General features: G+C 68.9%; 26 protein-coding genes. 13 read left to right on the top strand and 13 right to left on the bottom strand.

From position 1 onward, the window contains the following. Window positions 1-29: 29 nt before the first annotated feature. Entirely contained in the window at window positions 30-761 is a 732-nt protein-coding gene (locus QSK18_RS25420) for a hypothetical protein (protein WP_285624094.1), read from the bottom strand. Window positions 762-1096: 335 nt separating this feature from the next. On the opposite strand from QSK18_RS25420, the gene QSK18_RS25415 reads away from it, so the two are divergent. Further along, window positions 1097-1396: a hypothetical protein gene (locus QSK18_RS25415; protein ID WP_285624092.1), complete on the top strand. Its 300-nt coding sequence runs from the start codon at window positions 1097-1099 to the stop codon at window positions 1394-1396. Window positions 1397-1513: 117 nt separating this feature from the next. Next, window positions 1514-1819, top strand: coding sequence for a hypothetical protein (locus QSK18_RS25410; RefSeq protein WP_285624091.1), 306 nt, complete (start codon window positions 1514-1516; stop codon window positions 1817-1819). A 9-nt stretch (window positions 1820-1828) separates the two neighbouring features. On the opposite strand, the gene QSK18_RS25405 is transcribed toward QSK18_RS25410, so the two are convergent. Both QSK18_RS25405 and QSK18_RS25400 read right to left on the bottom strand, forming a co-directional pair. Next, a complete protein-coding gene (locus tag QSK18_RS25405) occupies window positions 1829-2218 on the bottom strand; it encodes a RidA family protein (RefSeq protein WP_285624089.1) in 390 nt (129 codons plus the stop codon). After that, window positions 2215-3603, bottom strand: coding sequence for an FAD-dependent monooxygenase (locus QSK18_RS25400; RefSeq protein WP_285624087.1), 1389 nt, complete (start codon window positions 3601-3603; stop codon window positions 2215-2217). The genes QSK18_RS25405 and QSK18_RS25400 overlap by 4 nt, the downstream gene beginning before the upstream one ends. Before the next feature lie 42 nt (window positions 3604-3645). On the opposite strand from QSK18_RS25400, the gene QSK18_RS25395 reads away from it, so the two are divergent. Next, window positions 3646-4245: a TetR/AcrR family transcriptional regulator C-terminal domain-containing protein gene (locus tag QSK18_RS25395; RefSeq protein ID WP_285624085.1), complete on the top strand. Its 600-nt coding sequence runs from the start codon at window positions 3646-3648 to the stop codon at window positions 4243-4245. A 66-nt stretch (window positions 4246-4311) separates the two neighbouring features. Beyond that, window positions 4312-5262 carry a putative endonuclease domain-containing protein gene (locus tag QSK18_RS25390; protein WP_285624083.1) on the top strand — a complete coding sequence of 317 codons (951 nt, stop codon included), beginning with the start codon at window positions 4312-4314 and terminating at the stop codon, window positions 5260-5262. An 87-nt stretch (window positions 5263-5349) separates the two neighbouring features. On the opposite strand, the gene QSK18_RS25385 is transcribed toward QSK18_RS25390, so the two are convergent. Further along, a complete protein-coding gene (locus tag QSK18_RS25385; protein WP_285624081.1) occupies window positions 5350-7017 on the bottom strand; it encodes a methyl-accepting chemotaxis protein in 1668 nt (555 codons plus the stop codon). A 130-nt stretch (window positions 7018-7147) separates the two neighbouring features. Here QSK18_RS25385 and QSK18_RS25380 point away from each other — a divergent pair, with 130 nt between their 5' ends. Continuing rightward, window positions 7148-7645, top strand: a complete 498-nt coding sequence (locus tag QSK18_RS25380) for a hypothetical protein (RefSeq protein WP_285624078.1) — start codon at window positions 7148-7150, stop codon at window positions 7643-7645. Here QSK18_RS25380 and QSK18_RS25375 read toward each other — a convergent pair. Then, a complete protein-coding gene (locus QSK18_RS25375) occupies window positions 7642-8547 on the bottom strand; it encodes an LLM class flavin-dependent oxidoreductase (RefSeq protein WP_352396649.1) in 906 nt (301 codons plus the stop codon). The genes QSK18_RS25380 and QSK18_RS25375 overlap by 4 nt on opposite strands. A gap of 105 nt (window positions 8548-8652) precedes the next feature. On the opposite strand from QSK18_RS25375, the gene QSK18_RS25370 reads away from it, so the two are divergent. Beyond that, the gene (locus QSK18_RS25370; protein ID WP_232815406.1) at window positions 8653-9381 is read left to right on the top strand and encodes a nucleotidyltransferase domain-containing protein; all 729 of its coding nucleotides are present in this window, start codon (window positions 8653-8655) and stop codon (window positions 9379-9381) included. Window positions 9382-9451: 70 nt separating this feature from the next. On the opposite strand, the gene QSK18_RS25365 is transcribed toward QSK18_RS25370, so the two are convergent. Further along, window positions 9452-10489, bottom strand: coding sequence for a DUF1996 domain-containing protein (locus tag QSK18_RS25365; protein ID WP_232815405.1), 1038 nt, complete (start codon window positions 10487-10489; stop codon window positions 9452-9454). Window positions 10490-10620: 131 nt separating this feature from the next. Between QSK18_RS25365 and QSK18_RS25360 the strand changes: the two genes are divergently transcribed. Beyond that, entirely contained in the window at window positions 10621-10833 is a 213-nt protein-coding gene (locus QSK18_RS25360) for a hypothetical protein (RefSeq protein WP_232815404.1), read from the top strand. Here QSK18_RS25360 and QSK18_RS25355 read toward each other — a convergent pair. After that, on the bottom strand, window positions 10830-11879 hold the full coding sequence (locus tag QSK18_RS25355) for an ROK family protein (protein ID WP_232815403.1): 1050 nt from the start codon (window positions 11877-11879) through the stop codon (window positions 10830-10832). The two genes, QSK18_RS25360 and QSK18_RS25355, sit on opposite strands and share 4 nt — an antisense overlap. Before the next feature lie 101 nt (window positions 11880-11980). On the opposite strand from QSK18_RS25355, the gene QSK18_RS25350 reads away from it, so the two are divergent. After that, complete coding sequence (locus QSK18_RS25350) at window positions 11981-13138, top strand: patatin-like phospholipase family protein (RefSeq protein WP_352396641.1); 1158 nt, start codon at window positions 11981-11983, stop codon at window positions 13136-13138. Here the strand turns inward: QSK18_RS25350 and QSK18_RS25345 are convergent. Then, window positions 13087-13839 carry a hypothetical protein gene (locus QSK18_RS25345; protein WP_285624065.1) on the bottom strand — a complete coding sequence of 251 codons (753 nt, stop codon included), beginning with the start codon at window positions 13837-13839 and terminating at the stop codon, window positions 13087-13089. The genes QSK18_RS25350 and QSK18_RS25345 overlap by 52 nt on opposite strands. Window positions 13840-13936: 97 nt before the next feature. On the opposite strand from QSK18_RS25345, the gene QSK18_RS25340 reads away from it, so the two are divergent. Beyond that, window positions 13937-14512: a MarR family winged helix-turn-helix transcriptional regulator gene (locus QSK18_RS25340; protein ID WP_232815400.1), complete on the top strand. Its 576-nt coding sequence runs from the start codon at window positions 13937-13939 to the stop codon at window positions 14510-14512. 3 nt (window positions 14513-14515) lie between these two features. Here QSK18_RS25340 and QSK18_RS25335 read toward each other — a convergent pair whose 3' ends face one another. Together QSK18_RS25335 and QSK18_RS25330 are read right to left on the bottom strand one after the other, a co-directional pair. Beyond that, complete coding sequence (locus QSK18_RS25335; protein WP_285624061.1) at window positions 14516-15325, bottom strand: class I SAM-dependent methyltransferase; 810 nt, start codon at window positions 15323-15325, stop codon at window positions 14516-14518. Window positions 15326-15884: 559 nt separating this feature from the next. Further along, the gene (locus tag QSK18_RS25330; RefSeq protein WP_269810895.1) at window positions 15885-16418 is read right to left on the bottom strand and encodes a GNAT family N-acetyltransferase; all 534 of its coding nucleotides are present in this window, start codon (window positions 16416-16418) and stop codon (window positions 15885-15887) included. 132 nt (window positions 16419-16550) lie between these two features. Between QSK18_RS25330 and QSK18_RS25325 the strand changes: the two genes are divergently transcribed. The 3 genes from QSK18_RS25325 to QSK18_RS25315 are packed head-to-tail and all read left to right on the top strand — an operon-like array spanning window position 16551 to window position 19199. Continuing rightward, the gene (locus tag QSK18_RS25325; protein WP_285624059.1) at window positions 16551-17816 is read left to right on the top strand and encodes an erythromycin esterase family protein; all 1266 of its coding nucleotides are present in this window, start codon (window positions 16551-16553) and stop codon (window positions 17814-17816) included. Window position 17817: 1 nt separating this feature from the next. Beyond that, a complete protein-coding gene (locus QSK18_RS25320) occupies window positions 17818-18492 on the top strand; it encodes a dienelactone hydrolase family protein (protein ID WP_285624057.1) in 675 nt (224 codons plus the stop codon). Continuing rightward, entirely contained in the window at window positions 18489-19199 is a 711-nt protein-coding gene (locus tag QSK18_RS25315) for a phosphoribosyltransferase (RefSeq protein ID WP_232813706.1), read from the top strand. Before QSK18_RS25320 ends, QSK18_RS25315 begins: the two co-directional genes overlap by 4 nt. A gap of 5 nt (window positions 19200-19204) precedes the next feature. Here QSK18_RS25315 and QSK18_RS25310 read toward each other — a convergent pair whose 3' ends face one another. Next, on the bottom strand, window positions 19205-20827 hold the full coding sequence (locus tag QSK18_RS25310; RefSeq protein ID WP_232813707.1) for a hypothetical protein: 1623 nt from the start codon (window positions 20825-20827) through the stop codon (window positions 19205-19207). A gap of 11 nt (window positions 20828-20838) precedes the next feature. Next, window positions 20839-22104, bottom strand: coding sequence for an ATP-binding protein (locus QSK18_RS25305; RefSeq protein ID WP_232813708.1), 1266 nt, complete (start codon window positions 22102-22104; stop codon window positions 20839-20841). 276 nt (window positions 22105-22380) lie between these two features. Here QSK18_RS25305 and QSK18_RS25300 point away from each other — a divergent pair, with 276 nt between their 5' ends. Beyond that, entirely contained in the window at window positions 22381-23886 is a 1506-nt protein-coding gene (locus QSK18_RS25300; protein WP_285624054.1) for a mannitol dehydrogenase family protein, read from the top strand. A gap of 67 nt (window positions 23887-23953) precedes the next feature. Here the strand turns inward: QSK18_RS25300 and xylB are convergent, their stop codons facing one another. After that, window positions 23954-25360, bottom strand: coding sequence for a xylulokinase (xylB, locus tag QSK18_RS25295; RefSeq protein ID WP_352396648.1), 1407 nt, complete (start codon window positions 25358-25360; stop codon window positions 23954-23956). Between the last annotated feature and the right edge of the window lie 155 nt (window positions 25361-25515).

Below are 25515 nucleotides of genomic sequence, written 5' to 3'. Positions count from 1 at the left end.
GAAGATCGATCAAGCAGTGTTGAAGGCCGTCAGCGGGTACCTGAACGGGGCTCATCTTCCCACGGGTATCGCTCCCGAGGGGATGGAGTGATCTCTTCGGGCTTCTGTTCCTCAGCCGAGATGCCACGGCGGATCTGCTGGAACGCGTGTTTTCCTCCGACGAGCAAAAGAGTCACTGTGGCGACACCGTTCGCGGCACTGGACACGTCGGCTCCCGCCGAGGCGGTGGGCGTCATCATCGGCGGGGAATCCTGAGTTCGGGTTCCGGTGCCGGTGATTTCTGGTGGCTTGATGTCCTTGAAGGAATCGGCCAGGCCTTTACCTGTCTTTTCCGCGAAGGAAGCGATGTCTCCTGGGCTTTCGGCTTGCTCGGTGAGAGCGGCCAGCCGTTTACGACCGGCACCTCGCGATGACCGGGGCTTCTGCGGAGACAGATTCGGCACCGCTGCCGGATCTCGACTGGCCGCAGGCACGATCGTCGAGCCCGATGCTTCGCCGCCGCCCGCGGCCTGCCCGAGGGCTACGACGAACGTCTGGATGCCGTTGGCCTGAACTGCAGCGCCTTTGAGTTCAGCGGCCAGGGCGTCCAGGTGGTCCTTGACCTGGTCAAGCGTCGTCAACACGGTCTCATCGCCCAGGAACTCGGCCAGGGCCACCGCCTCTTCAGCCTCCTGGGCCGTGGCCCCGGCTTCGTTCGCGGCCTCGTCGATCTTGTCGCTCAGGCCGTGGATGGTCTCAGCGAGATCGTCGATCCGAGACATCAGTCGACCTTGGGGCTGCGGAAGCGGGGAGTAACGGAGCTGGGCAAGACGGGGGGAGTCTCGCTGGTGTGGATCGCGCTCACGTGGCCCCTCCCGCCGACAATTGCGGATCAAGTTACCCAGAATGGGCGCCTGACTACCAGGAGTTGCGGATCATCCGAGAGGGGCACGGAATGTCCGTTGCGCGGCTATAGCTGCTGCCATGCGCGAGTAGATCCTTGGCTACCTCGCACATCGTGCGCCGTCGCGTCCGTCGGTGCCCACAAGCGTCCTCAATTGGGTTTGCCGTAGGCGGGGCCGGAAATCAGCGCGGCATCAGGGTCATAATGTCCGGTATGCGCTTCGGGCGGCGGCGGGACGGCATCTCGGATGCTGAGGTCGTGGCCGACGTTGCGCGAATGCTGAATGTGCCGCGCTTCGCAGCCTCGGGCATGGTCCGGCAGCTCCGGTCCGAGGTCACCGACACGTTGTGCCGGCTGCTGCCGGGTGCCGATGGGCCGGGGGCGGCGGGGTCTGAGCGGTGGGTGCGGCAGGCTGGGCTGGCGTCGGCGCGGATGGCGCCGGAGCTGGTGCGTGTGTGGGAGCCGTCGATTCCTCAGGAGAGCCTGGGTAGCGCTGCCATTCATGGGACGTGACTGCTGCCGGTCTCGTTCGAGTTGGCTGCGCGTCGGGCTGGGTCGACCGCGGCCGTGTTGTCGACGCCGCGGCCTGGGCCTGATTTGCTGGCGTTCCGGCAGGAGGTCGATGGTCTGGTGCGGTCTGGGCTGGGTACCTACTACCGACCGGACCAGATCACCGACCTCCGTGCGCGCAAGGTCGCGATGCTGCGCTCCCTGCTGGATCCGGCGCCGCCGCGCGAGGTTGAGTGGGGTGCGTGGGCGACGTTGGCGGGGCTGCGGGCGATGGGTTTGCACGACAAGACGCTGCCCCGTCCCGGCCGTGACGCCGACCGGAAGAGCGGGGCTGCAGGGGAGCGGGCCGCCCATGCAAGCAAGGCGTTCGCGCTGGGTAACGCGATCGCCCTGGACACCGCGCTGAGCCTGCTGACCGAGGTCTGACTTTGCTCGCTACGGGATGCGCGCCGTCACCGTGACCTCGACCAGGAAGCGCGGATCGAACAGCCGCTCCACCCCAATCAAGGTGCTGGCGGGTGGGGCGAGGCCGACCGCACGTAGAGCCTGGATCACGGCGATCCCGTCGGCGTTGGCCAGGTCGGCCACGTAGACGGTCTCGGTCAGCACGTCGTCGCCGCTGGCACCGCAGGCTATGAGGGCGCTGAGCACGTTTCGGGCGACCTGGCCGGCCTGAGCTACGTGGTCACCTGCGCCGACCAGTTGCCCGTTCGAGTCCCAGGCGACCTGGCCGGACAGGAAGAGCGTTTCTCCGTGACGCACTACGTGGCTGATCAGTCCGCCCAACGCGGGGAGGCCGGGAGGATCAATGCGCTCGATGCTCATGCCAGCAACTCCCGCACGGCCGCGGCGGCTTGGTCGGCCAGGTCTTCGTGCGCGGTGCCGACCCAGGCCACGTGTCCGTCGGGGCGCACCAGCACGGCGGCGATCTCGTCGGCGGTAGCGAACGAGAACTCGTGCTTGTCGACGTCCATTGTTGGCTTTGTGGTCGTGCCGGGGGAGGTGAGCAGCACTGGGCGGGCGGGCACGAGCCGGTCGAACGGGTTGGTGGTGGTGAGTGGCGCGGAGGTCAGGCGGGTGCCGGTGAGGGGATGGGCGCCGGGGTATCGCACGCTGTGCCCGGAAAGGTTTTCGCCCAGGGCCTTGGCGAATTCTGGCACGGTGGCGATGAACTCGGACAGGAGCGCTCGAAGCTGCCGTACGTCGGGGTCGGAGCGGGTCAGCAGCACGGTCTGCGCCTGGGTGCTGCGCAGCAGGTCCGCGCCGACCGGGCGGCGCTCGCGGGCGTAGTCGTCGAGCAGTGCGTCGCTGCTGGTTTTCTGGGCAACGCGGGCCAGGCGCCAGCCCAGGGCATGTGCATCTTGTAGACCGACGTTCATACCTACGCCGCCGGCCGGGAAGTGCTGGTGGGCAGCGTCTCCCGCGAGCAGAACGCGCCCCTCGCGGTATCGGTCGGCCAGGCGGGCGGCATTGCCGAAGACGGAAAGCCACTGCGGGTCGCGCATGCCGAGGTCGCTGCCGGAAACCTCGCGCACCTGAGCGGCGAATTGCTCCAGCGTGAGCGGGCCTTCGGGGCGATGGCTGGTGGTGCAGATGACGCGGTGCAGCCCACCTGGCAGCGGCACCGCCATGTACCCCGGCTCATCGACGGCGGGCGGTACCTCGCTGAGAACCACGTCGCCGAGCAAGCCCCAGGCCGTGTCGTCGGTGCCGGTGTACCCAATGCCGGCGCTCGTACGCACCTGACTGCGAGTGCCGTCGCAGCCCACCACGTATTGCGCTCGCAGTGCGTCGTTGCCAGCCTGCACCGTGACGCCCTCGGCATCCTGCGTCAGCCCGGTCACCTTCACGCCCCGCCGGATTTTCACGCCTAGGGCGAGTGCTTGTTCTTCTAGCAGTTCCTCGGTGCGGGCCTGCGGGATGGCGAGCGTGAACGGGAACGGGGAGTCGAGCACCCGCAGGTCTACCCGGTCCGGCAGTCCGCCGAAATGGCCGGTGGGGATCTGGATTCCTTCTACCAGGAACGGTTCCAGTGCTCTCCGCGAGGCGAAGAGCTCCAGGGTGCGCGCGTGCACGGTGAGGGCCTTGGAGTGGGGGCTGCGCTGCTCGCGCGCCTCCAGGATCGTCACGTCGGGCACACCGCCGCGCCGCAGTTCGGCCGCCAGCCACAGTCCGGTGGGCCCGGCGCCCACGATCAGTACGTCGTCCATCATCGTCCCTTCTTGGTCAGTGACCAACATTAGACTTGGTCGGTGACCAAGATTCAAGGGCTGTCGGTGGACGACGTCGTTACGGCCGCGCTGGACCTGCTGGACGAGGTGGGGGCCGACGCGGTGTCGCTGCGGGCCGTCGCGAACCGACTCGGGGTGCGGATGAACACCGTGCTCTGGCATGCCAAATCGCGTGCTGACCTGCAAGAACTCATGGCCGACGCGATCGTGGCGGGGATCGGTACCCAGGCCTTGCCGGCCGATCCGCCTCGGCGGGCGGAGGAGATCGTCGCCCGGTTCCGGGTTGCGCTGCTTGCTCGGCGCGACGGGGCCCGCGTGGTTACCGGCACCTTCGCCGCCCGCCCGGGCACCCTGCGCTTCGCCGAGTTGCTGGTGGCGTCGTTGGTCGAGGGTGGGCTCGACGAGCGCGAGGCGGCTTGGACGTTGTGGTCGCTGGTCTACTTCACGCTCGGTCTGGTGGCCGAGGAGCAGGCGGCAGCGGAGCAGGGACGGGTTGGCGAGCAGTTGGCGGAGGAGTTGGCGGGCGGTGCGTATCCGACGCTATCTGCAGTAAGTCATTACCTCACGGGTGATTTCGAGGAGCGCTTCCGCTATGGGGTGAGGCAGTTCCTGCCCCGGTAGGGCTGCTCGGCCAGCGGTATCCACAGGGCCAAACGCAAGAGCTACCAATTTGGGACGATTGTGGGCGTGGGGGAGGAGCCGTGGCGGGCTTTGGCGGAGACCCAGGGTGGGGCGGTTTCCCGGCAGCAGATGTTCGGGCTGGGTCTGACCCAGGGCCAGATTCGTGCCCTGTACCGGGGCGGCCGTTGGCAGATGCAGTTCCCCGGCGTTTACGTAACGCACTCAGGTCCGGTGCCTGAGCGGACCCGCGTCTGGGCTGCTGTGCTGTACGGCGGGGCCGGAGCGTTGGCCGGCGGGCGAACGGCGTTGTGGCTTACCCAGGCCCTGACCAAGGCTCCGGCCCGGATGGAGATCTGCGTTCCGGCTCCTCGGCAGATCCGGGCTCAGAAGGGGATGATCGCTCGTCAGGCTCGGAAGCTGGCGGATCGTGGTGACTACATGAAATCGCCGCCCCGGCTCAGGATTGAGCATGCTCTTCTCGACGTTGTTCGTCGGGAGGACGAGGTCGAGGCGGTGGCCGGTCTGGTGCTCGGGACTCTGCAGAAGCGCTTGACCACGGCCGCGCGGGTGCGGGCGGCGCTGGCCACACGGGAACGGCAGCGTTGGAGGCTTTTGCTGGGTGATCTTCTGCGGGAGTTCGATGCGGGAGTTCAGTCACCTCTGGAATCCGTCTTCTTCCGCCGGGTCGAAAGTAACCACGGGCTTCCGCAAGGTGTGCGCAATCAGCCCAGGGTCGAGGCGGACGGTCGCAAGCGGTACCGCGATGTTCGGTACGAGGCGCAGCTTGTGGTGGTCGAACTGGACGGGCGGGAGGCGCATCCCGAGTCTGAGGCGTTTCGGGACATGCGCCGAGACAATGCGGTAGTCACGGCTGGTGAGGTGGTGCTGCGTTACGGGTGGCGTGATGTCACGAAGCAGCCGTGCCTTGTTGCTACCGAAGTTGCTGAGGTGCTCATCAGACAGGGTTGGGCTGGGCGCCCGCGCCTATGTGGGGCCGGTTGTGCGCTCTACGCATGAACAAGTTGCACCCTGGCGACACTTTGTTCATACGTAGAGCCACAGCGACCTGGCCCTGCGCTGCGCCCAGCCCCACCAAAGCCGGCCTCAGTACCGGAACCGCTCCACCAGCGCATGCAGGTTGGTGGACAAGGTGGCCAGCTCGGCGGAGGCCCGCTGAGCCTCGGCGATCCCCTGGCCAGAAGCCTGGGCCGCGTTGGCCACCGACTGCACATCGGTGGCGATGCTCGCCGAGCCGTTGGCGGCTTCGCCGATGGTGCGGGCGATCTCGTTGGTGGTGGCCGTCTGTTCCTCCACCGCCGAGGCGATGGTGGTCTGGAAGGAGTTGATGTCCTCGATGGTCTGGGTGATGCGCTCGATGGCGTGCACCGCGGCCTGGGTGTCTTCCTGGATGGCGCCGACCCGGCTGGAGATGTCCTCGGTGGCCCGGGCGGTCTCCTGGGCCAGTTGCTTGACCTCTTCGGCAACGACGGCGAAGCCCTTGCCGGCCTCACCGGCGCGTGCGGCCTCGATCGTGGCGTTCAGCGCGAGAAGGTTGGTCTGCTCGGCGATCGAGGTGATCACCTTGACCACGTTGCCGATCTCGGTGCTCGAGGCACCCAGCTTGCCGATGGTCTCGCCGGCCTTGGCGGCTTCGGAGACTGCCGAGCCGGCCACCCGCACGGCCTCCGAAGAGGACTGGGCGATCTCGCGGATGCTGGCCGACATCTCCTCGGTGCCGGCGGCAACGGTCTGCACGTTGCTGGAGACCTGCGACGAGGTCGCCCCCAGCGCATTCGCCTGAGAGGTGGCCATTTCGGACGCCGCGGCGATCTGCTGCGAGACCGACGAGAGTTCTTCGGCGCTGCCGGACAGGGTGGTGGAGGTGCCGCCGATCTCCTGCATGGCCTGGCGCAGCGAAGCCTGGGCGACGTTGAGCGAGAGGGCCATCTGGCCCACCTCGTCCTTGGCGCTGACCGACACGCCGTGGGTCAGGTCGCCGCGGGCCAGGGCGTCGAGGGCATCCCGCACCCGGCCCACCGATGCGGCGACCACGCGGGCGATCCAGAAACCGAAGAGCACCAGCAGCACCGCGCCGATGCCGGTGAAGAGCCAGATCTTGACCACGGCTGAGTTCGCGGTGGACTCACCCTCGGCCACCGACTCGTTCATTTCCTTGGTGTAGATCTCACTCAGGGCATTGGTGTTGGCGAGAGCCGCATCCGCAGCGGTGGAGAAGTCTCCGCGCACGAGATCGCCCATCTCGCGGTACTGGGCACCGGTCAGCGGCTCGGTCGCCTCGGCCAGGGGGGCCAGCTGCTCCTCGTAGACCGTCTGCATCTGCGCCGTCAGGCCCAGGGTGTCGGTGATCAGCTGCTTCTGCTCCGGCGTCGGATCCTGCGAGTTCAGCTGGTTGAGGGCCTTGACCACGTTCTCGCCGTTCGTGCTCAGACCCTCCTTGCCTGCGTCGATGTCCGCCTGGTTGTAGGCAAGCCCTGTCTGAAGCACGAAACGCCGCAGACGGGCCAGCGAGGTGGTGGCGTCCTTGACCAGCACCAGTTCCTGCACGGTCTGCTCGTTGGTCTCGGTGGCCTTGGCCTGCACGCTGTTCACGGCCGACTGCCCGGTGAAGCCCACAGTCACGGTCAGCAGCAGGGCCACAGCAACCAGTGTCAGGATCTTGGCGATCAGCTTGAGGTCCAGGAAGCGCTGGACGGGCGAGTTGGAACGGGCGTCCGGGGACCGGCCCACGGAAGCATTGGGACTCGCACTCAACGGGGGCCTCCTAGTCGAACTACCAAAACTCAGAACTGCTCGATCCGGTATCGGCAGCCAGGAGCCGCGACTGAGCACAACGGGCCAGTACAAAATCGGAGGCCACCTGCTCGTCCGACATGATGCTGCGGTGACCACCGACGCACCCGAGAGCCGCTTCCAGTCCGAGCTCGTGCCGTACCTCATGCAGGCCGACCTGGACCATGTGGAGCTGGTTGCTGGCTCGAACGAACTGCGCCTGCGCATCGACGTGGTCAACGCCGGCCAGCTCTTCTACTGGGTCACCTTCATCGCCACCGACGATGCCGAGTTCGCCCAGGCCTTCGGGGCGAAGGCGGCGATGCGCTCGTTTCCCTGGACGATGCCGTTCCGGCCGAAGCTCGAACGGGCCCAGGCTGCGCTGCCCGTGCTGTGCCGGTGGCAGCGCGCCTACGCGCAGGACACGGCAAACCTGTGCGCAACGTTGCTGGAGAAGCACTTCGAGGTTTCGCTGGAGTCGGTGCGTGTGCTGAGCACATCTGCAGATAGGCCGAAAGCCGCTTTCAGCGAGCCGCCGGCCTCGGCAGCCAAGAGCCAGAAGGTGTGGCTGGGTGCGATCACGGCCTGGTACATGCAGTCCAAGGCCTAATCAGCAGCGGCCACCGCAGAGCGCACGGCCGGTGCGATCTGCGAGGCCCAGACCTTCAGGCTTCGCTCGTCCAGGGATCCGAAGTTCCCGGTGAACAAGGTGAAGCCGCCGGCGCCGTGCTCAAGAACCGCAGACGTCAGCTCCTCGACCCATTGCTCAGGCGACCCGCCCACCCAGCGACCTGAATCGTCCCTTGTTCGAGGAAGGTCTTCGGCAGTGATGTTGCCGGCCAGGTTGTAGATGGTTCGGATGTCTGCGGGCGAACGTCCAGCGGCTACGGCGGCCTTGTCGACCAAAGGACGCGATTGGCGGAACCTTTCACTCAGCCAGTCGGCGGCATGCCCCGGAATCCAGCCGTCGGCAACCCTTCCGGTGGCGGCCAGCGACCGTGGCCCGACCGAGCCGGTCCAGATGGCCAGTGGAGCGATCGGGACCGGGTCAATGGCATTCACCCGGTAGTGCTTTCCGGAGAAGGTCACGGCCGGCCCGGGGGAGGAGAGCTGCCGGATGAGGACGATGGCCTCTTCGAACGCCTCGACGGCGGCTGCGGGGGAGAGCCGATCGACTCCTAGATCGGTGATCCGGTCCCAGATGCCACCCGCTCCCATGCCCAGCGCCACACGTCCGCCGGTCATGGTCGAAAGAGTGGTGATCGTGCGGGCCAGGACCGCAGGAGGCCGGGTGGGCAGATTGGTCACGTTCACGAAGCCCGAGATGTGCTCGGTCCGGCCCAGCAGGAACGCCAGGGCCGCGTACGCGTCGAGGTATTTGGCCTGGTAGGGGTGGTCGGAGACGGAGAAGTGGTCCAGCCCCAGGCGGTCGGCCGACTGCACGCTGGGCAGCAGGCGTACCGGATCGGCCGAGTCTGCACCGAATCCGAAGACGACCCTTGCGGTGCTCAAGCTCATGTTCATCCCCCAGACCATTTAGTTCGTGTCACGAAACGTAATAGTTCGTGGCACGAAAAGCAATGGTTGCCGCTCGGGGGCGCTCCTAGACTCCGTCGCATGCAGAGCTTCATCGATGAAGTCGTGGACGGGGTGGCCGAGCTGCCGGGCGTGCAAGCGGTGACGCTCGGAGGTTCCCGAGCACAGGGCACGGCCCGGCCGGACAGCGACTGGGACCTCGGCATCTACTACCGCGACGAGTTCGATCCGCAGTCGTTGCGCGAGATGGGCTACGAGGGTCAGGTTTCCGAGATCGGTGGATGGGGTGGCGGGGTCTTCAACGGCGGTGCCTGGTTGCAGGTCCAAGGGCAATCGGTGGACGTGCACTACCGGGATCTCGCGGTGGTGGAACGAGAGGTCGAGAGGGCTGCCCGGGGTGAGTTCGACATCCAGCCTCTGATGTTTCACCTGGCCGGGATCCCCACCTACCTGGTGGTGGCCGAGCTGGCGATCAACCGAGTGCTTCGGGGTGCCCTGCCGGTGGTTGCGGAGTATCCCGTGGCGTTGCGTCAGTCGGCGTCACAGCAGTGGCTGGGCCGGGCGCGGATGCACCTCGGTTATGCCGAGAGTGGCCATGTCGCGCAGGGCCGGGCTCTGCAGGGGTTGGGCCTGATCGCTGTGGCAGCGACGGAATATGCCCATTCGGTCATGGCTTCAAGGGGAGAGTGGGTCACCAATGAGAAGCGTCTCCTGGCCGAAGCCGGGCTGCAGAACGTTGACCAGGTTCTCGCGCAGTCGGTGGATCCAGGGCCGTTGATCGGCGTGCTCAAGGATCGGCTGGCGTCCTGAGCCCGGCAAACGACATCGGGGCAACAAAGCCTGTGCACTACAGGCGTTGTTGCCCCGATCTGCCGTCTGCTCAGAACTTCCCGTTGCTGGCGCAGGTGACCAGCTGACGCACGCAGCTCTTCACCCGGTCGGCCATCGTCTTGGTGTCCCAGGCGATGAACACGTCACCGTGCATGGAGGACGCCATCCCCGAGGAGAGCGTGAAGCCCTCCTTGGAGCCGCCGGTCGGGTAGTAGATCGACTTGGTGATCGCCGGGATGCGCACCGGGTGGCTCTTCGGGCAGTCGCCCATCGAGCCGTAGGCCACGTGCGACTTGTGGTCCGGGCTGTCCAGGTGCTTGCCGTCCCAGCAGTCGGGGTAGCGCATCATGAAGTGCACCGTGCCGCCGTCGCCGCAGACCGGCCAGTTGCCGTCGGTGCTGCGGGTCTTGCCCTCGACCGGGCCGCCCGAGCAGTAGAACGCGTCGCGGGAGCCGGCCGGGGTCTTGACCTGCTTGCTCGCGTCGCCGTAGATCATCCGCATGCCGTTCGGCATCGGCATGGTCTTCTTCTTGTTCTTGTCGTCGAGCAGGCTGCCGTAGTAGACGATGAACTCGCTGGGCTGCACTGCCTTGCCGGTCTTCTTGCTGGTCAGCGTGGGCACCCAGTAGGAAGAGAAGTCCTTTTTGGGGACGCAGCTGGTCGCGGTGAACTTCATCAGGCTGGCCGGGGTGGTGGTCGCGTTGGTCTTGCGGTTCCCGACGAAGGAGTGCATGTGCGACTTCCCCTTCTGACCGGGGAATACGATCGGGTCGTTCTTGCCCGAGTGGCTGTACTTGCAGGTCGCGTTGAACTCGGGGTTCTGCTTGGCGGTGGCCGGGACCTTGCGCGGCTTGACCTTCTTGAACTCGGCCAGCTGGGCCTGCCAGGCCTTCTTGTCCACCTTGATCCACTTGCCCTTGGGGGCGGCGGAGTGGTGCACGGTGTTGGACTCCGCAGCGGCAGACAACTCGGCGGCGTTACCGGGACCGATCCGTAGGGCCACCGCGGCGACCGTTGCCAACACCAGAGCGGTCAGCACAGCAACCACCACGCGCACCGGGCGCAGCTTCCTGCGACGTTCTGCCACGAGCTTTTACTCCTCCTCCACCGGCCCCTCCTGACGAGGGGTCTTCTCAGGTGTCGGACGAGAGTCAAGCGATAACTGGCGAATATCCCGTAGTCCAAAGGTCCCAGTGCGGGCACTCTGAACGAATGCACATGACCTACGAGCGTGACGGCGACGAGGCCTACCTGCACCTGGTGGACCGGGCTGACGAGCGTGAGTCCCCGGCCTATCAGATGTTCCGTCTGCAGGGTGAGGCGTTCCTGTTCTTCGATCTGGACAAGCACGGAAAAGTTCTCGGCATGCGGTTCGAGCTCGCGAGCACCGTCCTCCCGCAGGAAGTGCTCGATCGAGCCCCTCAGCCCTAGCGGTCGGCCACCACCGCGTCGAACGCAGCCACGGCGGCGCCTCGCGCACCGGCCATGTCCAGGTCCGGCACCAGCGCGAAGTTGGCGGCCGCGATCTGCTCCTGTCGCAGCTGGGTGTGCTCGCGCACGGTGTTGAGGAACCACTGCCGGAACGAGGGGGCGGCCTCGACCACGCCGCCGCCGACGAAGTAGACGTCGGGGTCGGTGAAGTTGGCGGCGATGGTGAAGAGCTTGCCGATGGCCTTGGCCTGCTGCCCGAACACGGCCAGGGCCAGCGGGTCTTCCCGCTCGGCGTAGCCGCGCAGCTGCTTGGCCGCGCTCGAGATGGACTCGCCGGCCAGCGGATGGTCGGGGAACTTGGGCAGCCAGTAAGGCAGCAGGTTGTTCTTGATCCCGGTGAGCGAGGCCAGGCTCTCCACGTCGCCGAGGAAGCCGCAGTTGCAGCGCGGGATCGGCTGGTCCGACTCGATCACGTCCTGCACCGGGATCTGCACGTGCCCGAGCTCGCCGGCCATCCCGGCGACGCCCTTGATCACCCGGCCGTCGTGCACCACGCCGCCGCCGAACCCGGTACCGACGATGCCCGCCACCGATGACTTCTGCATCGCCTCGTCGGGGCCGAAGTGCCGGTGGTGCGCGTAGAGCGAGGCCGCGTTGGCGTCGTTGTTGTAGACCACCGGCAGGCCCAGGCGACGCTCGAGCGCGGCCCGGATGTCGAAGCCGTGCCAGCTGACCGCCGAGAAGTTGGTGGCGCCCTTGGACGAGATCACGCCGGCCGCGCTGGCCGGGCCCGGGGTGTCCAGACCGACCGCCTTGACCAGGGTCAACGGCGTGTTGGTGATCCGGCAGATGTTCTCGAAGGAGTCGGCCAGGGCCTCGACCGCGAGCTCGGGCCCGTCGAGCACCCGGCTGGGGATCTCGACGAGCTGGTCGACCAGGAACTGCCCGGTCGCGTCCAGCACGGTGGCATTGTCGGTGGTGCCCCCGTTGTCGAGACCGACGACGACCCAGGAAGCGGGAGTGCGGATGGCTGGCGGCTGCGTCACGGCAAAAGCTTAGGCTCCGGGGCCGCCGGGCGGGCTGGTCCGATCCTCAGGCGTGTTACCGACCTTGATCCTTGACTCAAGGGCGTCTTGTCCGGTTTAGAGTGCGGAAAATCCCTGCACATCTCTCCCGGAGGCCCGTCCTGAAACTCGGTGAGCATCTGTCGCGTCTTACCCGTTCGGCCGCCGAGGCGCAGAAGCCGGCTCTCGTGGTGCAGGGAGGTGGGATGCGGGGCGTGTACTCGATGGCGGCACTGGCCGTACTGGAGGACGCCGGGCTGCGGGACGCCTTCTCGGTGGTCGTGGGCAGCAGTGCGGGGGCGATCAACGGCGCCTACTTCCTGGCCGGGCAGGCGAACGAGGGCCTGCGCATCTACGTCGACGAGCTGAGCCACAGCTCGTTCATCAACCCCCGGCGGCTGTGGCGGGTGGTGGATGTGGATTTCTTGGTGGATGAGGTGCTGAAGCGCCGCCGCCCGCTGGACGTGGCCGCGCTCGACGCCGTGGCGGCTCCGCTGATCACCGTGCTGACCGACGCCCAGACGGCCGAGGCGGTAACGGTTTCCAACCGCGACGGGCACGACCTGCTCGAGGTGCTGCGCGCCACGGCCGCCCTGCCCGCGCTCTACAACAAGCGGATCGCCCTGGGGGGCGGGCTGACCGGAAGGCACTTCATCGACGGCGGCATCGTGGCCCCGGTACCGGTGGACCAGGCCCTGGCCCTGGGCGTGCCCGAGGCCCTGGTGGTGATGACCCGGTCGTTCGACTTCAAGCAGGACGACCTGAGCACGCCGATGCGGATGCTCGGCCGGATGCTGGCCCGGGGTCAGGCACGATTCGTGAAGGACAACATCAGCCGGCCGAGCGAGACCTATGCAGCCCTGCTGGCCCGGCTGAAGGCGGAGAACGCGCTGGAGCGGCGCACGACCTGGACGGTGGCACCGAGCACCATCGTGACGGCCCGCACCACGCTCGACGCGGCCGTTCTGGAGGCCACGGCGGAGCTGGGCCGACAGGACATGCTGGCGATGCTGGAGCAGGAGTACCGGCCCTGGCCCGAACCGGAGAGCAGGCCAGATCGTCGGCTCGAGCCCGGGAGCAGGCGTGAGTCCGGGAGCAGACCTGAGTCCATGCCTGAGCCCATGCCTGAGCCCATGCCTGAGCCCGAGGCCGCTGAGCAGACCTCCGCGCGCTCCGCGGCTGATCCTGGTCAGGCGTCGAGGGGCGAAACCTCGCGCTCGTCTTCCGAACTCACCGAGTAGTCGGGCAGCACCGGCCGCTCGAACGTCTCCCACTCGGTGCCTGCCGGAACCCCGGCCTCGCTCCGGATGCGGGCGGCAGCCGCCTCGGTGGCCGCCGCCCGCACGTGCCAGGCGCCGTCGGGTGAGGCTCCGACCACGATGAACACCCAGGACGGCGAGCGGCCGGAGGCCTGGTCGACGAGCAGGGCGCGGCGCCAGTCGTAGTCGGCCTGCTCGCGCAGCTCCAGACGCAGCTGCTCGGCCCGCCGGGAACGCGACCACTCGACCGTCTTCTCGGTGAGCACCAGCATTCTGGCCGCCTGCGCGATGATCGCGCCCTTGGTGCGTTCGTGGGCGTTGGCGATCGCCTGCCACGACGCCTCCCCCCGAAGCTCTTCGACCAGCTGCTCGGTCTCCTGCCCGCCCCAGCGCTCGCCGTTGCGGGACGGGCGCATCGACCGCTCTTCCAGCGTCTTTCGCCAGTCGTGACCGTGGCGCAGTTGCACCCGCAGCCAGCCGATCACCTCCCCGGCCCCCAGCCCCAGATCGGCCGGCGCCATCCGGACGGCCTGACTGCGGATCGCCCCCGAGGTGCGGCCCATACGGTTGGCGATCTCGCCGATACTGATGCCCTGCTGCAGCCATTCGGCCAATTGACGGTTCTGCGCCTCGTCCCACGCCAGGCCCGAGTTGGTGGGCTCTGGCTGTTCGATTTCCCCCATAACGGCACGATAGCCACCGAACGTGGTCCGGCACCGGCCTCGACCGGGCGCCTGTGGATAGTCGTTCGCGGCACGAACGGTCGGATATCCTCGGGCGATGAACGTGAGGTCCGACGGCGGCATGAGCGCGGAGACCCGCAGCGGGATGGGCGTGGAGTCCGACGGCGGGATGGGCGCGGAGACCGGCGGCGGTATGGGCGTGAAGCCCGACGGTGGGATGCGTTTGGAGTCCGACGGGATGGGCGTGGTGCCGGCGCTGGTGCGCGGGTCGTTCCTGATCGAGCGCGTGTATGCCGACTCCGCCCGTGAACACGGCATCACCCCGCAGCAGGGCGTGCTGATCTGCGTGCTCATGCCCGGTCCGCTGGGCATGACCGAACTGAGCCAGACCCTCAGCCTGGCCAAGTCCAGCCTCACCGGCCTGGTGAACCGCAGCGAGGCGAACGGTCTGGTGGAGCGTGCGACCGACCCGGTGGACACCCGGGCCGTGGTGGTCTCGCTGACCCCGGCCGGATCCGCTACCGCGGAGAAGTTCTACGCCGGAACCTGCCGCCGCGTAGACGCTTTGACCAAGAGTCTGGACCCGGCCGAGCGCGACACCCTGAGCGCGCTGCTCGGCCGGGTGGTCACCGACAACGAGGTGCCGATGGTGTTCATGGACGAGCGCCGCTGAACGTCAGTGCACGTGGATCAGTACCTCGCCGTGCAGGATGCTGATCCAGCCGTCCTCGTGCGCGGCCCACTCCCGCCAGGCCTCCGAGATCGACTCCAGGTCGCGCTGGGCGGCCAGTTCACTCGTCAATAATTGTTGCGTGATGGCCGAATTCAGGATGCGGTCGGCCCACATGCCGCCCCAGCCCTCACGCGACTCGGGCTCGGCGTGGCACCAGGTGGACGAGGAGACAGTCACGTCGGCCGCGCCCGCCGCGTGTGCCCAGGCCAGCAACCGCCGTCCGGCATTCGGCTCGCCGCCGTTGGTCCGCGCGACCGTCTGGTAGAGCGTCAGCCACTGATCCAGAGCGGGCAGTTGCGGGTACCAGACGAATCCGCTGTGGTCAGCATCCCGCACCGCCACCACACCGCCGGGGCGGCAGACCCGGATCATCTCGCGCAGCGCCGCCACCGGATCGGCGACGTGCTGCAGCACCTGGTGCGCGTGCACCACATCGAACGAATCCGACTCGAACTGCAGGGCATGTACGTCGGCCACGACCGCCTCGACGTTCTTCACGCCCCGCCGCTCCAGCTCGGCGAGCGTGATCGCCACCGCCTCTTCGTTCATCTCGGTCGCTGTAACCGTACCTGGCGCAACCAGTTCGGCCAGATCAGCGGTGATCGTTGCCGGCCCGCTGCCCACGTCGAGCAGGCGCAGCCCGGGCCTCAGATGCGGGAGCAGATAGGCGGCGGAGTTCTGCGCGGTGCGGCTGCGATGCGATCGCAGCACGCTCTCGGCGTGGCCATGCGTGTATTTGGCAGCGTTGGACATGCCCGTGACGGTACTCGAGCTTCTCGCATAGTGAGAGTCCCATCTTGCGATGTGAGATTCGGTGACGGCTCAGTCGCCTGCGAGGTGCGGGTGCGGGCCAGTGGTCGACCTGTCGGCGCGCGTTTCGAAGGCCGGCGGGCATGCGGGTAGGCGAGCAGGCGGGCGCCGGCGGCGGAGGAGGCATGTGTTGTTCGGTCGCTGTCATGGGTGAAGAGACTTAGACCGTTACGCCGCAAGGAGAAGTCATTGGCCCGCCGGTGATGCGGTGGGCCGACTGCCCGGGCCCGGGCCCGGGCGGGGTGGGCGGGGCAGGCGGGGGTGGGCAGGGCGAGGCAGGACGGAGCAGCGGCGGTCAGGACGGCGGTGGTTGGGACGGCGGTGGGCAGGACGCGGTGGGCAGGGCAGGGCGCGGGTGGGCATGGCGAGGTAGGACAGGGCGGCGTTGGGCAGGGCGGCGTTGGGTGGGGCGGCGTTGGGTGGGGCGGCGTTGGGCAGGACAGTGGCGGGCAGGGCGTGGTTGTGGTTGTGGTTGTGGTTGTGGTTGTGCGAGTTTGGACCGTTAGGGCCGGTCGATCCGGTACACGTAGTGCAGCGGCGGATCGATCGGGTTGTCCGGTTCCAGGTCGCCCTCGGCCACCCGGTGGAATCCGGCCTTCTCGAGGGCCCGCCAGGAACGCCGGTTGCCGGCCGCCACCGGCACCACCACGCAGGGCGCGTCGGGATACTCGGCCCAGGTCCGGGCCAGCATCGATTTGATCATCTGCACGCCGAGGCCCTGGCCCCGCAGCGACTCGGTGGCCACCAGGTAGTCCAGGCTCATCGCGCCCGGCGGGACCTCGGTGATCTCGGACAGCGGGTCGAGGTATTCGGGGTAGTCGCTGAACGCCGAGCGCTGGAGCAGGCCGAACGGGACCCCGTCGAGCAGGGCCAGCCAGTCCTGGCCGGGCTCCTCGCCGCGGGCCGAGGCGCCGAAGTCGTTCTGCACGGCCTCGGGGGTGGTCTCGTGATTCCACCAGCGCCTGGTCCGAGGCTCGCTCAGCCAGTCGCGGATCATCGGGAAGTCTTCCTCGGTCAGCCGGCGCCAGGTGATCAGCACCCGGCCATGATGACCAGGCGAGCGTTCGCCCGTCCTCTGATTTTCCCGGTAGTCGCCTGACAGGTGGATGCGCACCCCCGGCCGAGGTGGCAGTGTGGAGCCGAACCCGACTCGGAGGAGGGTTTTCTGATGGGCCGCTACGGTGACGAGGTGGCCGGCCTGGCCACGCCGCTCCAGCACAGCGAAGACCTGAACGTCCTGATCGACCGGGTGGGTGATGCCCGGGTGGTCATGCTGGGTGAGGCCAGCCACGGCTCGCACGAGTTCTACGACTGGCGATCACGGATCACCCAGCGCCTGATCCAGGAACTGGGCTTCACGTTCGTGGCGGTCGAGGGCGACTGGCCGGACTGCGAACGGGTGGATCAGTCGGTGCGTTTCGCCGAGGACGCCGATCCCCGCGAGGCGCTGCAGCAGTACCGGCGCTGGCCCACCTGGATGTGGGCGAACGAGGAAGTCAGCGACTTCTCCCGATGGCTGCGGGGACACAACGAGTTCCAGGAACCGGCCCGGAGAGTTGGTTTCCATGGCCTCGACGTGTACTCGCTGTGGGAATCGCTGGACGAGATCCTGATTCACCTGCGCGAGCGTCACCCTGAGCTGGTTCCGCTGGGGTTGGACGCCTTTCACTGTTTCGAGCCGTTCGTCGATCAGCCCCAGCAGTACGCCCGGTCGATCCACACCCGGCCCGAGGGGTGTAGCTGCGAGGTCTCCGGGCTGCTGGCCGCCCTGCGCCGCTCGGACGACTTCAACGCCTGGCAGAACGCCGAGGTGGTGGCCGGGGCCGAGCACTACTACCGGTCGCTGGTCAAGGGCGGCGCGGCCTCGTGGAACGTGCGTGACCGGCACATGGACGCGACGCTGGCCCGGCTGCTGGACCACTACGGGCCGCAGTCCAAGGCTGTGGTCTGGGCGCACAACACTCACGTGGGAGACGCGTGGGGTTCGGTGATGGCCGAACAGGGCGAGACCACCATCGGCACGCTGGCCCGGCAGCGCTACGGTGAGGACGGGGTGGTCCTGGTCGGTTTCGGCACTCACCACGGCACTGTGGTCGCCGGGGAGGACTGGGGCCGGCCGATGGAGGTCATGCCGGTGCCCGAGGCCCGGCGCGACTCCCTCGAGCACGTCCTGCACGAAACTGCTCCGGATCAGTCGCTGTTCGTCTTCCCGGCCCGGGCCCAGCAGCCCGCGGTGCTGCGCGACCGGCTGGGCCACCGGGCCATCGGTGTGGTCTACCGCCCGGACTGGGAGCGCTGGGGCAACTACGTGCCCACCATGCTGGGCGAGCGGTACGACGCGTTCGTCTGGTGCGACGAGTCGCACGCGGTGCGGCCGCTGCACACGTTCTTCACCGACGTCACGGAACCGGAGACCTTTCCGACAGGAGTCTGAAATGACCACAGCCACGGCCGCCTGCCGCATCCCGGCGGGCCGGGTAGATCTGGGCTCGGACACGCTCTTCCCAGATCAGTATCCGGCGCAGAGCCCCACCGGGGTCGTGCTTTTCGCGCACGGCAGCGGTAGTTCCCGGTTCAGCCCGCGTAACCGGGCGGTGGCCGCCGAGCTGAACCGGCGCGGGCTCGCGGCGGTGCTCACCGATCTGCTCACCGACGAGGAGGAGCAGATCGACAGTCACACCGCCGAGTTCCGGTTCGACATCCACCTGCTCACCGAGCGAATGATCGCGGTGGTCGACTGGGCCGGCGCCGAACCCTCGCTGGCCGGGCTGCCGTTCGGCACCTTCGGGGCGAGTACCGGAGCGGCTGCCGCGCTGGCCGCCGCGGCCTATCGTCCGCAAGAGGTGCAGGCCGTGGTCTCGCGTGGCGGCCGGCCCGACCTGGCCGGGCCCGCGCTGGAGGAGATGCGGGCGCCCACGCTGCTGATCGTCGGGGGCGCCGACACGAACGTGCTCGACTACAACGAGCAGGCCCAGGCCGTGATGAGTGCACCCAGCCAGTTGCACGTCATTCCGGGGGCCACTCATCTGTTCACCGAACGCGGCGCACTGGAAGAGGTCTCGGACCGGGCGGGAGCGTGGTTCGAGCATTATCTCGGGGAGGCCGGATGACGAAGTTCGCAGACCGCGACGACGCGGGGCACCAGTTGGGCCGGTATCTGATCGACCGGCTCGGGTTCCTGGTGCCGGATGCTCCGGGTGAACCGGACGACGGAAGTCCGGCGGCACATGCGCAACGGCCCCCGGGGGCCCTGCGGCCGTTGGTGTTGGCTCTGCCGCGGGGCGGGGTGCCGGTGGCCACGCACGTGGCGGCTGCGCTGGACGGCGATCTGGACCTGGTGGTCGCTTGCAAGATCCGCGCGCCGGAGCAGCCGGAATACGGCATCGGGGCGCTGGCCGAGGATGGACCACCGGTTTTCGATGGTTCGGCACTCACGACGCTGGGGCTCACCGAGGGCGATCTGATGGGAGCGGTGGAGCGCGAGCGTGCGGAGACCAAGCGCCGAGTGCAGCGTTACCGCAAGGGCCGGGCGGTAGAGGCCAAGGGGCGCATGGTGATCGTGGTGGACGACGGGCTGGCCACCGGGGTCACGGCGCGGGCCACGTTGCGTTGGCTGCGCGATCACGAGCCGGCCTATCTGGTGATGGCGGCTCCGGTCGGCTCACGCCGGGCCCATGCTGCGGTGGCCGAAGATGCCGACGCAGTGGTGTGTCTGCAGGAACCGGAGGACTTCCGGGCGGTGGGGGAGTGGTACGAGGACTTCCGGCAACTCACCGATGAGGACGTGGACGAGACCTTGCGCCGCTTCAGCACTTAGATGCCCTAGGGAGTCTCGGACAGGTCGGGGAACGAGAAAGTGGTGTCGGGGAACGAGAACGAGAAGGTGGGCGACGGCGGTGGGGTGAAGTCGAAGGTGGGCACCCGCTGTGGACCCGTCGGGGTGAAGGGATCGGGGTCCGGATTGTTGGCGGGGATGAGAAGCACGGCGCAGGCCGCGATCACGGCACCGGTGAGCATCGCCCGGCGGCTCGGGCCGTGATGCTGGCCGGTAAGCCGGTCGCTGTTGCGGATCACCCGGCGCACCTCTCGCGGGGTGGTGAACCAGATGGCCAGGCTGACCAGGTTGCCGACCAGGATCACGCCGGCCAGCGACCAGCCCCAGACGTGCCGCTGCGTCGGTTCCCAGCTGGCCCCGGCGATCATGAACACCGGCCAGGAGAGCGCCGCGGCGGCCAGGGCGGTGGTGAACCGGTGCCCGCTGACCTGCTCCATCATCCGCCGGCCGTACTTGCCCACGTCGGCCGTGGCCGCCCGGTTCAGGGTGTGCACCCAGCGCAGCGAGTACGGCCGGGCCGAGCGCTGGGCGCGGGCCAGGCCGGCCAGCGCGTCGGCGTCGTCCGGCACCACGGCCAGCAGCCGTTGCCAGGCCGTCGCCTCCTCGTTGTAGCGCCGTTTCGCCCGGGCCAGCCGGGCCGACAGCTTGGCCTCGTCGATCTCGTCGTAGGTGCGCGAGCGCAGCAGGTTCAGCGCCTCCTCGGCGAGCACCAGCTGGGCCCGGTTGAGGTAGGCGGTGACCAGGGCCCACTCGGCCACCTGGTTCTCGATCGTCTCGCGCAGCGCGGCCCGGGCCACGCGGGCCGCCTCGGAGGGGTTGATCGTGGTCAGCACCACCGCCCGCCAGGCCAGCACGGCGCCGGTGGGCGGAGCCTGCGCCAGCGCGGCCAGGGCCTGCAGCGGCAGGTTCTGCTTGAGCAGGCACCGGGACGTGACGATCAGCACCGCGGGATCACCGGTGGCCAGGAACGGCGCCAGCAGGGCCAGACCGGCCTGGGCCGACTCCGAGGTGCCCGCGTCGAGCAGCACGCGGGCCCGGGCGGTGGCCTCGTCCGGGTCGACCGCCCCGGCCCCGGGGTTGTTCTTCACCGCCTTGCGCAGCGTCTCGTGCAGCCCGGCCACGTCGGGGGCAGGCACTCCGGTGCTCACCGGGATCAGCGGCTGCGAACCACTGATCAGCTGCTGACGACCGTTGGGATCGCGCGAGAGCAGCAGGTGCGGATCCACCCCGATGTGCCGCAGCGGCCGGACCCGCCGCAGCTCGTCGAGGCCGGCCGCGGTGACCTGGGTGCCGCGAAGATCGATCCAGCGCAGCTGTTTGCAGCGCCGGGCGATCAGCCGCACGTCGTCGTCGGTGGCCGGCAGCCCGACCAGGGAGAGCCCGCGCAGGTGGGTCGGGATGTCGCCGAGGCGGCGCAACGCGTCGGGCGCCGCGTCCAGGGCCAGCGGCAGACGCCGGGTGTCCAAAGGCCCCTGCGCGTCGTACCAGCGTTCCCAGCCCGCGGGCCCGGCCAGCAGGTACGTGCCCAGGTAGGTGCCGTCGTGCCAGGAATCCAGGGCCCAGGTGGGCCGCCGGACCATGATCGGCCCGGGCATGCCGGTGCTTGCCATCTCTGCCGGGCTCAGCCGATCTTGTGGGTGCGCAGGTAGGCCCGCAGCTCGTCGAAGTCCTCGCCGGTGCCGGCGTGCGCCAGGTAGGTGGCGGCGGTGGACAGCCAGGCCCGGGTGGAGGGCGGGGTGTCGCGCAGCGCGGCCTGGAAGTCGGCGTTGGTGACCGGGCTGACCAGGCCGACCTGCATCGAGCGCTCCAGCGCCCGTTCGGTGGCGGCCTCGACCAGGCGCACCAGGTCGGCGCCGGAGAACATCTCCGTACCCCGCACCAGCGCGGTCACGTCGATGTCCGGTGCGATGGGACGGCCGTTGAACTGCAGACGTAGCAACGCCTCCCGAGCCGGCGCGTCGGGCGGGAGCACCAGCACGGTGCGGTCGAAACGGCCCGGGCGGCGCAGCGCCTCGTCCACGTCCCACGGCGCGTTGGTGGCGGCCAGCACGTAGACCCCGTCGTTGCTGGACATGCCGTCGAGCTCGACCAGCAGCTGGTTGACCACGGCCCGGGCCTGGTCGGTGTTGCGGCGCGAGCGGCGGCCCCCGATGGCGTCGAGCTCGTCGAGGAACACCACGCCCGGTGTCTCCAGGCGGGCCTCGATGAACAGGCGGGCGATGTTCTGCTCGCTCTGGCCGAAATAGCTGCCGTAGATGTCGGCCGGGGTGGCGGAGAAGAACTTGGCTCCCAGCTCACCGCTGAGTGCCCGGGCGATGAACGTCTTACCCGTGCCGGGCGGCCCCCACAGCATCAGACCGCCGCGCAGCTGCTTGCCGAACGCTTCCCGCAGCTGCGGGTTCTGCATCGGGCCGAGCAGGGAACGCTGCAGCCGCTGCTTCACGTCGTTCATCCCGGCCACGTCGGCCAGGGTGACCAGGTTGGGCTCGCTGGAGTCCCAGCCACCCGGTTCGGCCACCGGCTCGAGAACCGGGACCGGAGGCTGGTGACCACCGCTCTCGGTGGGCCTCTGTACGGGAGGCGCTTCGGGCGTCCTTTGTTGGGCGGTTTCGGGGGAGAGCAACGCCGTGTGCACCGCGCGGTACCCGTCGGCGAGCTGCTCGTTACCGGTGGCCGAGGCCGCCGCCGCAGCCACCGACAGCGCCGTGGTGTCGTGCGGAGCCGCCGCCAGGGCCGCGGTCGCGTGCTTGAGCGCCTGCTCGGCCTCGCCCGCGGAGAGATACAGCCCAGCCAGGTGCACCCGCAGCGGAACACTCGTCGGGTCGGTGGGCGCCATGTTCGCCGCCGCGCTCTCCAAGGCCTGGAACACCGACCTGTCCACCGTCATCCGCCTGACACCCTCTCGTCCACCGCATCCGCACGTTCGCCGTTCACTCGCAGTTGCACAGTACCGACGAGTCCGGAGAACTGGGAGCATTCCCGGCGACGGCGGGGAGGCGGCTGCACCGCACCGACATCGGCAGGTCGCCGGGCCGACCACAGTGCATCGCACCAGGTGGGCGGATGGTCACGGACAGGCACCGGATGACCGTTTGCGCCCAAACGCTGACCGCTTCGCCCGCATGTCTGGGGCCGGCCGGGCGGAAGTCCTATCGTGATCGACGTGGAATCTGTGAAAGCAACGCCGCTGAGCCAGAAGACGCTCGCCGACCTCGACCCGCGGGTGGCCCGCCCGCACTACGACCGGTCCCAGGTCAGCGTCGGGATCGTCCATTTCGGGGTGGGCGGTTTCCACCGGGCTCACCAGGCGATGTACCTGGACGAACTGATGAACCAGGGCAAGGCCCTGGACTGGGGCATCTGCGGGGTGGGCGTGATGCCTGGCGACAAGACCATGCAGGAGGCCCTGCACAAGCAGGACCACCTGTACACGCTGCTGGTCAAGGACGGTTCGGGGCACCTGGACGCGCGTGTGATCGGCTCGATCGTGGACTACGTCTACGCCCCCGAGGACCCGCAGCGCGTGCTCGAGGTGATGACCGCGCCGACCACCCGGATCGTCTCGCTGACGGTCACCGAGGGTGGCTACAACATCGACAACACCACCGGCGCCTTCGACGTGGACAACCCGGTGATCCGGGCCGAGGTCGAGGGACACGGCCGGGGCGAGCCGCCGGTGACCATGTACGGGTACGTCGCGGAGGCACTGCGGCTGCGGCAGGAGCGGGGCATCCCGCCGTTCACGGTGATGTCGTGCGACAACATCCAGTCCAACGGTGACGTGGCGCGCTCGTCGATCGCCTCGTTCGCCGGGCTGATCGACGCGGAGCTGGCCCAGCACATCCGCACCGAGGTTCCGTTCCCCAACGCCATGGTCGACCGGATCACCCCGGTCACCACCCCGGACGTGCTGGAGGCGGTGGCCGGGTTCGGCATCGACGACGCCTGGCCGGTGGCCTGCGAGCCGTTCACCCAGTGGGTGCTGCAGGAGGCGTTCGGCCAGGGGCGTCCGCCGCTGGAGGAGGTCGGCGTGCAGATGGTGGCCGACGTGGAGCCGTACGAGCTGATGAAGCTGCGGCTGCTGAACGCCGGCCACCAGGCCATCGCCTACGCCGGGCACCTGGTCGGGCACACCTACGCGCACGACACCGCCCAGGACCCGCTGTTCGTGCAGTTCCTGCGCGACTACTGGGAAGAGGCCCGGCCCACCCTGGCCCCGGTCGAGGGCATCGACGTGGACGCCTACTGCGACACCCTGGTCGAGCGTTTCGCCAACCCGCAGGTGCGCGACACGCTGGCCCGGCTGGCCTCGTACGGCTCGGACCGGATCCCCAAGTTCGTGGTGCCGGTGATCCGCGCCAACCTGGCCGAGGACAAGATCAGCACCCGGGCGATCGCGATCGCGGTGACCTGGGCGCGCTACGCCGAGGCGGTCGACGAGCAGGGCGGCCCGATCGAGCTGGTCGACGTGGAGAAGGACGACGTGCTGGCCCGCGGCGCCCGGCAGGGCGAAGATCCGCTGGCCCTGGCCCGTTCCACCCGTTGGTTCGGTGACCTGGCCGAAGACCCGCGGTTCGCCGCGGTGTACACCGAGCAGCTGGCCCTGATCCACGAGGTCGGTGCGCGGGAGTTCCTCACCCGGCTGAACGCCTTGCAGAAGTTCAACTGAAACAACTTGAGGACGTTTGTGAGCCCCTTTGGGGGCCCACAAACGTCCTCAGGGTTCGGGCTTTACCTCAGCGGTCGGCGGTGAGCTCGCGCACCTCGGCGTACTGCTCGCGGACCTGCGGGGTGAGCTGGTCGGCGGCGAGCACCTTGGGGGCGCCGCTGGCCGACCACTCGGGCTGCTCGGGCTTGCCGGAGAGCACCCAGGCGGCCTGACGAGCGGCACCGTCGGCCACGTACTCACCCGGCGTGGGCACCAGCACGTCCAGGCCGAGGATGCCGGGCGCGAGCTGCTGCACGGCCTCGGACTGCGCAGCGCCGCCGATCAGGAAGGCCCGCTGCACCGGCACGCCCGCGGCCCGCACCGCGTCGATGCCGTCGGCCAGCGAGCACAGCAGCGCCTCCACCGCGGCCCGGGCGATGTGCGCCGGGGTGGTGTTGGACAGCCGCATGCCGTGCAGAGCAGCGGTGGAGCGGGGCCGGTTGGGCGTGCGCTCGCCCTCGAAATAGGGCACCAGCACCAGGCCTTCGGCGCCGGCCGGGGCCTTCAGGGCGAGCTCGGCCAGACCCTTGTGGTCGACCCCGAGCAGGCCGGCCGCCCAGTCGAGCACCCGAGCGGCGTTCAGCGTGCAGGCCAGCGGCAGGTAGCGGCCGGTGGCGTCGGCGAAACCGTTGACCATGCCGGAGCCGTCGGCCGTGGGGGCGTCGGCGATGGCCGAGACCACGCCGGAGGTGCCGATCGACACCGCGACGTCGCCCGGCTGCAGGGCCAGGGCCAGGGCGGCGGCCGCGTTGTCGCCGGCGCCCGGACCGAGCAGACCCTGGTAGAGCCCGGTCGTGCCCGTTCCGGCCCCTTCGTGTGCGCCGAGCACCCGGGGCAGGACCGCGCCGTGGCCCAGCGCGCGCTCGAGCAGGTCTTCCCGGTAGGACTCGGTGCGGGGCGACCAGTAGCCGGTGCCGGAAGCGTCGGAGCGGTCGGTGACCAGGTTCTGCAGGTTCTGGCCGCCGGCCAACTGCCAGGTCAGCCAGTCGTGGGGGAGGGCCACCGCGCGGGTGCGGGCCGCGTTCTCCGGCTCGGCGTCGCGCAGCCAGCGCAGCTTGGTCACGGTCAGCGAGGCCACCGGCACCGAGCCGATCGCGTCGGCCCACTGCTGCTCGTCCAGCTCGGCGATCAGGTCGGTGGCGGCCTGGGCGGAACGCGTGTCGTTCCACAGCAGGGCGTCGCGGACCACCTCGCCCGCCTCGTCGAGGGCGATCATGCCGTGCTGCTGGCCGCCGACCGAGAGTGCGGCCACGTCGGCCAGGCCTCCCGCCTCGGCGGCAGCGGTCTGGAACGCCTCCAGCCATTTGCCCGGGTGCACGGCGGTGCCGTCGGGGTGCGGGGCCCGGCCGGAGCGAACCAGCTCTCCGGTGTCGGCATCGCGGATAACGATCTTGCAGGACTGGGTGGAGGAGTCCACACCGGCGACGAGGGTCATCATGCTCCTGAACGATCAGCTGTTCGGTCGACTCTGGCCGCTGACCACGGTTGTCCTCAGGATACCGGCGGGTCAGAAGTGACGGCCGGGCCCCGGTCGGGCGATGAGTTCCCGGCCTCGCCCGCGTCATTACTGAAGAGGCCGGCGAGGGGCGG

The sequence above is a fragment of the Kineosporia sp. NBRC 101677 genome, from assembly GCF_030269265.1.
Taxonomy (GTDB): Bacteria; Actinomycetota; Actinomycetes; order Actinomycetales; family Kineosporiaceae; genus Kineosporia; species Kineosporia rhizophila.
The sequence above is the reverse complement of the archived record's forward strand: the minus strand, read 5'-3'. Positions and strand labels throughout refer to the sequence as shown.

Excerpts from the sequence above, each read along its gene's own strand:
- QSK18_RS25320 (WP_285624057.1), top strand. The coding sequence starts at position 17,818 with ATGACCACAGCCACGGCCGCCTGCCGCATCCCGGCGGGCCGGGTAGAT.
- QSK18_RS25335 (WP_285624061.1), bottom strand. The coding sequence starts at position 15,325 with ATGTCCAACGCTGCCAAATACACGCATGGCCACGCCGAGAGCGTGCTG.
- QSK18_RS25400 (WP_285624087.1), bottom strand. The coding sequence starts at position 3,603 with ATGGACGACGTACTGATCGTGGGCGCCGGGCCCACCGGACTGTGGCTG.
- QSK18_RS25310 (WP_232813707.1), bottom strand. The coding sequence starts at position 20,827 with ATGGCAAGCACCGGCATGCCCGGGCCGATCATGGTCCGGCGGCCCACC.
- QSK18_RS25315 (WP_232813706.1), top strand. The coding sequence starts at position 18,489 with ATGACGAAGTTCGCAGACCGCGACGACGCGGGGCACCAGTTGGGCCGG.
- QSK18_RS25415 (WP_285624092.1), top strand. The coding sequence starts at position 1,097 with ATGCGCTTCGGGCGGCGGCGGGACGGCATCTCGGATGCTGAGGTCGTG.
- QSK18_RS25305 (WP_232813708.1), bottom strand. The coding sequence starts at position 22,104 with ATGACGGTGGACAGGTCGGTGTTCCAGGCCTTGGAGAGCGCGGCGGCG.
- QSK18_RS25340 (WP_232815400.1), top strand. The coding sequence starts at position 13,937 with ATGAACGTGAGGTCCGACGGCGGCATGAGCGCGGAGACCCGCAGCGGG.
- xylB (WP_352396648.1), bottom strand. The coding sequence starts at position 25,360 with ATGACCCTCGTCGCCGGTGTGGACTCCTCCACCCAGTCCTGCAAGATC.
- QSK18_RS25370 (WP_232815406.1), top strand. The coding sequence starts at position 8,653 with ATGCAGAGCTTCATCGATGAAGTCGTGGACGGGGTGGCCGAGCTGCCG.
- QSK18_RS25420 (WP_285624094.1), bottom strand. The coding sequence starts at position 761 with ATGTCTCGGATCGACGATCTCGCTGAGACCATCCACGGCCTGAGCGAC.
- QSK18_RS25405 (WP_285624089.1), bottom strand. The coding sequence starts at position 2,218 with ATGAGCATCGAGCGCATTGATCCTCCCGGCCTCCCCGCGTTGGGCGGA.
- QSK18_RS25360 (WP_232815404.1), top strand. The coding sequence starts at position 10,621 with ATGACCTACGAGCGTGACGGCGACGAGGCCTACCTGCACCTGGTGGAC.
- QSK18_RS25325 (WP_285624059.1), top strand. The coding sequence starts at position 16,551 with ATGGGCCGCTACGGTGACGAGGTGGCCGGCCTGGCCACGCCGCTCCAG.
- QSK18_RS25345 (WP_285624065.1), bottom strand. The coding sequence starts at position 13,839 with ATGGGGGAAATCGAACAGCCAGAGCCCACCAACTCGGGCCTGGCGTGG.